Here is a 6,970-nt window from a genome sequence, read left to right on the forward strand (position 1 = left end):
GAAAACTTCACGTACGGTTTGATGAGGAGGAGCTGGAATGAGTAAAGGCGACCTCACGGTCGCCAAGAAAATTTCAGTTCTTTACTCTACCAGAACTTATACGATCAGAATTTAAAAGCTTTTATCGAATGGCATCGTTCTGCAATTGGTGTATAATAAACGTAGCATATTGCAACAGAGGAGAAGTGTGAGATGAAAATTAAAACGTTGGTCATCGCCCCGTACTCTGGTTTGAAGGAGTTAGTCACACAACTAGCTAAAGAACAGCATCATCTTGAAGTGATTGTAGAGCATGCCGATCTAAAAGAGGCGATACCTATTATTCGAAAGTATGAACAGGATGATATTCAGTTTATCGTAAGTAGGGGAGGAACGGCAAAGCTTATTCGTGAATATACCTCAATACCCGTCATTGAGATTCAGGTTTCTGGATACGATATTCTCAGAGCCTTGATGCTAGTTAAGGATTACAGGCAGCAGGTTGAATTAATAGGATTCCCTAATATTTGTCAGGGAGTTGTTTCAGTTGCTCATTTACTTGATATGGATATTCCATACACGACGATACACAGTCAGGATGAGGTGGATGATGCTGTTCAATTAGCCAAAAATCATGGTGCACAGGTTTTACTTGGAGATACGGTTACCGTTAGAACAGCAGATAAACATGGTCTACAAGGGATGATGATTACTTCCGGAAAAGAATCTGTCCTAGATGCCTTTGAGCAGGTGATAAGAATTAATGATATTCTTGTTCCTAGTCAAAATGATCGAATAATCTCCATACATACTGGAGATACCACAGTTTCATTTGGTCAAATGGTTGCACACAGCAAAATCATGCAAAAAACGATAGAGCAAGCTACCACATATGCTACAGCTCCTAAGCCAATTGTGATTTGCGGGGAGAAGGGCACTGGAAAACGCTTTTTGGCCTCATGTATTCACAATGTCCAAGAACTGGCTGGTGGTCTGAAAGAGGTTATAATACCACAGGGAGCTAGACTACTTGAAGGTGAAGTGGATTCTCTGCACTCTATTCAGCACTCAAGGACAATGGTGATTAAAGGGCTAGATAACCTTACTATAAAAGATCAACAGGTGATTTTTTCTGTGGTTAAGGAACGTCTTTCATATCCCTCACAGCAAGTCATATTCATTTTTACAAGGCATCCTTGGGAGCTCATTGAACAAGGTACACTGCATTCTGACTTGCTTAGCTTGACGAATCATATATTACGTGTCCCTTCTCTTGAGGAGAGGAAGGAGGATATAGAGGAATATATTAAATATTTTATAGGCTTATATAATAGCAAGTTCGGCAAACAGGTTGTTGGTATGCGTGGAGAGGTCATGTCTTACATGCTCGGCCGGGGATGGGAAGAAAATATCTCTGAGCTTAAGAAATGGATGAAGGAACTTGTTTTGTCCGCTGAAGGCTACTATATTGAAGAAGCTCAGCTGACACAGTTAGATGAGTCTAGTCAGCCCCAACGGGTGCAAAGTCCAATCGATTTAAGTAAAACGTTGAATGAGATTGAAAAGGATATTATTCAATACGTATTACAAGAAGAAGGAATGAACCAAACAAAAGTGGCTAAGAGGCTAGGGATAAATCGGACGACTTTGTGGAGAAAGCTGAACGAGAATAAGTGAAAATCATGAAATTTTGGGTGAATAAATTAATTATGAGTCTTCAGAAAGCAGGAAGTAGAAAATCATATAGAATGCTTAAATAACAAAAAACATGTGGGCAAACTAACCACATGTTTTTTGTTTATTTGATCAATAGTTGTTGTTTCTTCTACTAATTAAGATTTTGACAAATTTCTACTCCTGTACAAGTGCCTCTAGCACATCATCCATGATTTGTGTTCCGGCAATAAATCCTTTATACAACCAGCTTTTAGTAGATTCAATTTCATGAACACTGCCAGCTTGAACGGCTGGAATATTGCTCCAAATAGGCTCGTCTAGTGCTTCGGATCCCGACTCCTTGTCACTATTAACAAGAAAGATGTGGTCTGCGTCAAGCTCAGCTAGCATTTCAAGGGAAACAGGATTCCAGTTCGCTCTTGCATCTGTAGGTATTTCATTGACTAAATTCGGTGGAATCATGCCTAAATCCTGATACACAACAGAACCACTTGAGACTCCCTCACCAACGATAAAGAACTGCTTGTTCACAAGCCATAGTATAGCGATGGACTGTTGCCCAATAGCTTCATTAAGTTTGTTTTTTGTTTCCTCTGCTTTTTGTTCGTAATCGGCTAAAGCCTGCTCCGCTTCGTCTGTCTTCCCTAGAAGCTCCCCGATTCTAACTAACGCAGCTCTCCAGTCGTCATCCAGCTCTGAACCCAATACGTACGTGGGAGCAATTTTCGAGTATTGCTCATACAATCCGCCTTCAACAGCGCTCTCTGTACCAATAATTAATAGATCTGGATCAAAGCTCATGACTTCCTCGACTGGTAAATCAAAGCCAACAGTTGGGACATCTTTTAAATAATCCTCTAAATAATCCTGAACTCCTCGTGAAATGGACCATTGTGCTGCTGGAGTAACACCTAATGTAACTAGATGATCCTCTAAATAGCTAGCAATGATGCGCTGTGGATTAGCTGGAATCGTAACCTCATTTCCTAAAGCATCTTCAACCGTTATTTCCTGAGCTGTTTCTTCTTCTGTTTCTTCGTTAGCCTGTTGCTCCTCCTCACTCGGCGATGAGGATATTGGTTCCTCTGTGCCTGCATCGCTAGAATTATCTGAGCTTGCACAAGCTGAAAGGATAAGCATAAGACTTAGTAGGCCCACAAAAAGAATCCCTAGCCTCTTAACTCCCCCTTGATTATGATCTTTATCCATCGTTGATATCGGTTTGTACAATTTCGATGACCTCCCTTTATGTACTCTCTATACTTTCCTAAAAGCAGGTGGATGGCTCCACCTTCGAGTTAATGATAATGATTATCAATTGCGTTGTCAATGAAAAAATTATGGCTAGATCGTGAACAAGTATGTCTTCTCGTATTGAAAGCAAAAATACATGTCATGTCGAGTAGGATATAAGGCTGTTGAGAATACTAGTGACAGCTAAAAATTGTAGAAACAAGTATAACAGGGTTTTGATTCTAAAGCTTAATACTATTGCATTATTAAACAAAACAGAGCGATATGGTCAAATAGAAAATATTAGTATTGCAATATTAAACTTTTTTATAGTAGTATGAAGAGAGTAAAGCACTTGAAAGCGCTTATAAATATGTACTTTTCTTGAATTTAGTTTTAAAATGCAACAAATAAACAAAATAGGAGGGTTTATCATGAAAATTAAAGCTACTTTGGATCGTATCCCAGGTGGAATGATGGTTGTACCGTTGCTATTGGCAGCGACATTGAATACTTTTGCTCCCAATCTTTTAAGAATTGGTAATTTTACCGAGGCTTTATTTGTAAATGGCGCTAGTACTTTAATTGCTTTATTCTTATTATGTGCGGGAGCACAAATCAATCTAAAAGGTGCTGGCGTTTCTTTAGCTAAAGGTGCTACACTCCTCTCTGTAAAATGGTTAATTGGAGCTTCAGTAGGTTTGCTTGCTTACTTAATGGCAGGGCCGAATGGGCTGTTCTTAGGCATTGCACCTATAGCAATTATAGCTGCGATGACGAATAGTAATGGTGGACTATATATGGCTATTGTCGGTCAGTATGGTAAAGAGGACGATAAAGCAGCTTACTCGCTGTTAGCCCTAAATGATGGACCTTTTCTAACGATGGTAGCCCTTTCAATTTTTGGTGTAATGGGTTTTGTTGAAGGCCTGTTTTCCATAGTTAGCTTCATTTCTGTTTTATTACCTATTGTTGTTGGGATGATTTTAGGAAATTTGGATAATGAACTGAGAGACTTCTTAGGTAAAGGAAGTGATATGCTCATTCCGTTCTTTGCCTTCGCTTTAGGTATGGGAATTAACTTTCAAGCAATCATTCAAGGTGGAATTGGAGGGGTTGCTCTAGGTGTAGCTACTGTTATTTTAACAGGCATGGGGGGTTACCTTGCCTTTAAAGCATTTAATTGGAATCCCATTGTTGGTGCGGCTGAAGGGTCTACAGCAGGAAATGCAGTAGCTACACCTGCTGCTATTGCTGCTGCAAATGCTTCCTTTGCCAGCGTGGCGGATATTGCTACAGTTCAAGTAGCAGCTAGTACAGTAACCACTGCAATTCTACTGCCGATCTTTATTGCTTTTTTAGTTAAACGCTTAGAGAAAAAGGGGAGACTTCCATCTTCAGCATGATCTAGAGGATTGCCGGAGTAAGAATAAGAGAAAAGAGAAAAGAGAAAAGAGAAAAGAGAAAAGAGAAAAGAGAAAAGAGATACAGACAATAAAAACAAAGGTTTCAAAGTTTTTGGATAGGAGGGGCAATCAGATGAAAATTGGAATTATTGCAGATGACCTCACTGGAGCAAATGATAGTGGAGTACAGCTGACTCGATCAGGTTTAAATACTTCTGTAAGATTCGATTTAAAGAATGCGAATGTTCAGCAGGACGATGCGATCGTATTAGATACAGATAGTCGTTCCATTTCTCCAGAGAAAGCGTATACAAGAGTTGTGGAAGCCGCCCAATTTCTAAAGGAAGAAAAAATCGACATTATCTATAAAAAAATTGATTCAACACTTAGAGGGAACCTAGGGGTGGAGCTTGATGCGGTCTATGATGTGTTTAAACCGGATTTTGTAGTGATGGCTCCAGGCTACCCTGTAAATGGACGTACTGTAATGGATGGTAAGCATTATTTGCATGGAACTTTACTACATGAAACAGAAATTTCTCGTGATCCAAAATGTCCTGTTACGGAATCATACATTCCTAAGCTGCTACAGGATCAAACAAAGCGTAATATCGGGCATATTTCTACGACATTATTAGCCGAAGGCTATAATACGGTAAAGGCAGCGCTTGATGAATATAAAAATGCTGGCACAGCGTATGTTCTTTTTGACTCGGCTACGGAACATGACCTTGAGCTTATTGCTCAATATATCAAACAAAGTCGGTTCTCTGTAGTTTGGTTAGGTTCAGCAGGTCTAGCCAATTATTTGCCACAGGTCTATCACTTAGAAAAAGAAAAGCAGACTGTAACCATCCCACATAGTAATAAGCCAGTACTTCTAGTAGTAGGAAGTGTAACCTCTGTTTCGCGAAAGCAGCTGGATCACTTTCTTGCTCAAAAAGGAGTACAAGGGATTGGTATTGATTCTACAGAACTGGTTTCTACAGTAGAAAGAAGGTCAAAGGAGCTTGAATTAGGCTTCCGAGAAGCTGTAAAAGCTTATAAAGAAGGACATCATGTGGCTATTTACTCTACAGGAGATCGCGAGGCCATTCGTCAAGCACAGGAAGAGGGGGCTAAGCAAGGGCTTTCCCATACAGATGTAAGTAATGCGGTTGTTGCAGGTGTGGGTAAAATCGTCAGCGAATTGCTGGAGGAAACGGAGCTTCAGGGCATCATCATGACAGGTGGGGACACGGCAAAGCAGATTTGTGATCAAATCGGTGTAACGGGCATTCATCTGATTGATGAGGTTGAGACAGGTGTACCAATTGGTCAGCTCATCGGAAGATATCCTATTTACGCTGTAACAAAGGCAGGAGCATTCGGCTCAGAAGCAACCTTCACACTATCCAAAGAAAGAATTCAAGGAGGAAATCAGCTATGAAGCCAGTAATCGGTATTACAATGGGAGATGGAGCGGGAATCGGTCCAGAGATTATTGTAAAAAGCTTGGCTGTTGCTAGCGTGTATGAAGAGTGCCAGCCTGTTGTTATTGGAGATGCCAAACGCTTAGAGCTTGCCAAGAAAGTGACAGGATCAGATGTCACAATCAGAGCGATTCAGGATCCAGCGGAGGCTTCCTTTAGCTATGGAACAATTGACTGTATTGATTTAGATCTTTTGCCGTCTGACCTACCGTTCGGGGCTATATCTGCTGAAGCGGGAAATGCTGCTTTCCACTATGTAAAAAAAGCGATTGAATTAGCTCAAGAAAAAAAGATTAACGCTATTTGTACAGCTCCGCTAAATAAAGAAGCCCTACACAAAGGTGGTCATATCTATCCAGGGCATACAGAAATTCTGGCTGAGCTCACCGATACAGAGGAGTACGCGATGCTGCTTTCCTCTCCTAAGTTGAAGGTCATTCATTTAACCACTCATGTTGGCTTAATAAAGGCCATTGAGATGATTGATCTAGAAAGAACCTATAATGTGATAAAGCTGGCTCACGACACGTTAACAAGAGCGGGTAAGCACCAACCAAGTATTGCAGTGTGTGGAATTAATCCACATGCTGGTGAGAATGGGCTCTTTGGTAATGGGGAAGAGGAAGAGAAGCTGATCCCTGGAATAGAACGAGCAAAGACTGAAGGGATTAATGCTTCAGGTCCTCATCCAGCAGATACGTTGTTCTTTCGTGCACAACGAGGAGACTTTGATGTAGTAGTAGCTTGTTATCATGATCAGGGGCACGGCCCAATTAAAGTATTAGGTCTAGAAGCAGGAGTTAATATTACAGTAGGCTTAAAAGGCGGAATGATTCGTACCTCTGTTGATCATGGAACAGCATTTGATATAGCTGGTAAAAACATTGCCGATGAACGGAGTATGCTTGAAGCGATTCGGAGTGCAATAGAGCTTGCTCCAAGACAAGATTAGCACAAATAATTTTAAGGGGGCGTCTCCCTCTAATTATATGTTGTTTCTATAAAGAGTTATTGTACAAAGCAGCCTCAACTTAGATAGCGAGGCTGCTTTTCTTATTTTAATTCCTTTGTGCGGTAGATTATTACGAAAATAATTACTTTGACAGAAAGAGTAATATGCTGTACTATTACTCTGTCACATAGAATAATGATTAGAAAGCTGAAAACAGTAATGATTTGCTTCTTACATAATATATTTTTAAT

At 40.3% G+C, this 6,970-nt stretch carries 5 protein-coding genes; 4 read left to right on the forward strand and 1 reads right to left on the reverse strand.

What is annotated here, in order from left to right:
- The first annotated feature begins 192 nt into the window (after positions 1-192).
- Positions 193-1,656, forward strand: a complete 1,464-nt coding sequence (locus J2S11_RS22055; protein WP_307398349.1) for a sigma-54-dependent Fis family transcriptional regulator — start codon at positions 193-195, stop codon at positions 1,654-1,656.
- A 174-nt stretch (positions 1,657-1,830) separates the two neighbouring features.
- Here J2S11_RS22055 and J2S11_RS22060 read toward each other — a convergent pair whose 3' ends face one another.
- Entirely contained in the window at positions 1,831-2,886 is a 1,056-nt protein-coding gene (locus J2S11_RS22060) for an iron-hydroxamate ABC transporter substrate-binding protein (RefSeq protein WP_307398351.1), read from the reverse strand.
- A gap of 437 nt (positions 2,887-3,323) precedes the next feature.
- Here J2S11_RS22060 and J2S11_RS22065 point away from each other — a divergent pair, with 437 nt between their 5' ends.
- The 3 genes from J2S11_RS22065 to pdxA all read left to right on the forward strand — a co-directional run bounded on the left by J2S11_RS22065 (position 3,324) and on the right by pdxA (position 6,719).
- Positions 3,324-4,295, forward strand: coding sequence for a 2-keto-3-deoxygluconate permease (locus tag J2S11_RS22065; RefSeq protein ID WP_307398353.1), 972 nt, complete (start codon positions 3,324-3,326; stop codon positions 4,293-4,295).
- A gap of 133 nt (positions 4,296-4,428) precedes the next feature.
- Positions 4,429-5,724: a four-carbon acid sugar kinase family protein gene (locus tag J2S11_RS22070; protein ID WP_307398354.1), complete on the forward strand. Its 1,296-nt coding sequence runs from the start codon at positions 4,429-4,431 to the stop codon at positions 5,722-5,724.
- Positions 5,721-6,719, forward strand: coding sequence for a 4-hydroxythreonine-4-phosphate dehydrogenase PdxA (pdxA, locus tag J2S11_RS22075; RefSeq protein WP_307398356.1), 999 nt, complete (start codon positions 5,721-5,723; stop codon positions 6,717-6,719). The genes J2S11_RS22070 and pdxA overlap by 4 nt, the downstream gene beginning before the upstream one ends.
- Positions 6,720-6,970 lie beyond the last annotated feature (251 nt).

Source organism: Bacillus horti, assembly GCF_030813115.1.
GTDB lineage: Bacteria > Bacillota > Bacilli > Caldalkalibacillales > JCM-10596 > Bacillus_CH > Bacillus_CH horti.

Excerpts from the sequence above, each read along its gene's own strand:
- pdxA (WP_307398356.1), top strand. The coding sequence starts at position 5,721 with ATGAAGCCAGTAATCGGTATTACAATGGGAGATGGAGCGGGAATCGGT.
- J2S11_RS22070 (WP_307398354.1), top strand. The coding sequence starts at position 4,429 with ATGAAAATTGGAATTATTGCAGATGACCTCACTGGAGCAAATGATAGT.
- J2S11_RS22065 (WP_307398353.1), top strand. The coding sequence starts at position 3,324 with ATGAAAATTAAAGCTACTTTGGATCGTATCCCAGGTGGAATGATGGTT.
- J2S11_RS22055 (WP_307398349.1), top strand. The coding sequence starts at position 193 with ATGAAAATTAAAACGTTGGTCATCGCCCCGTACTCTGGTTTGAAGGAG.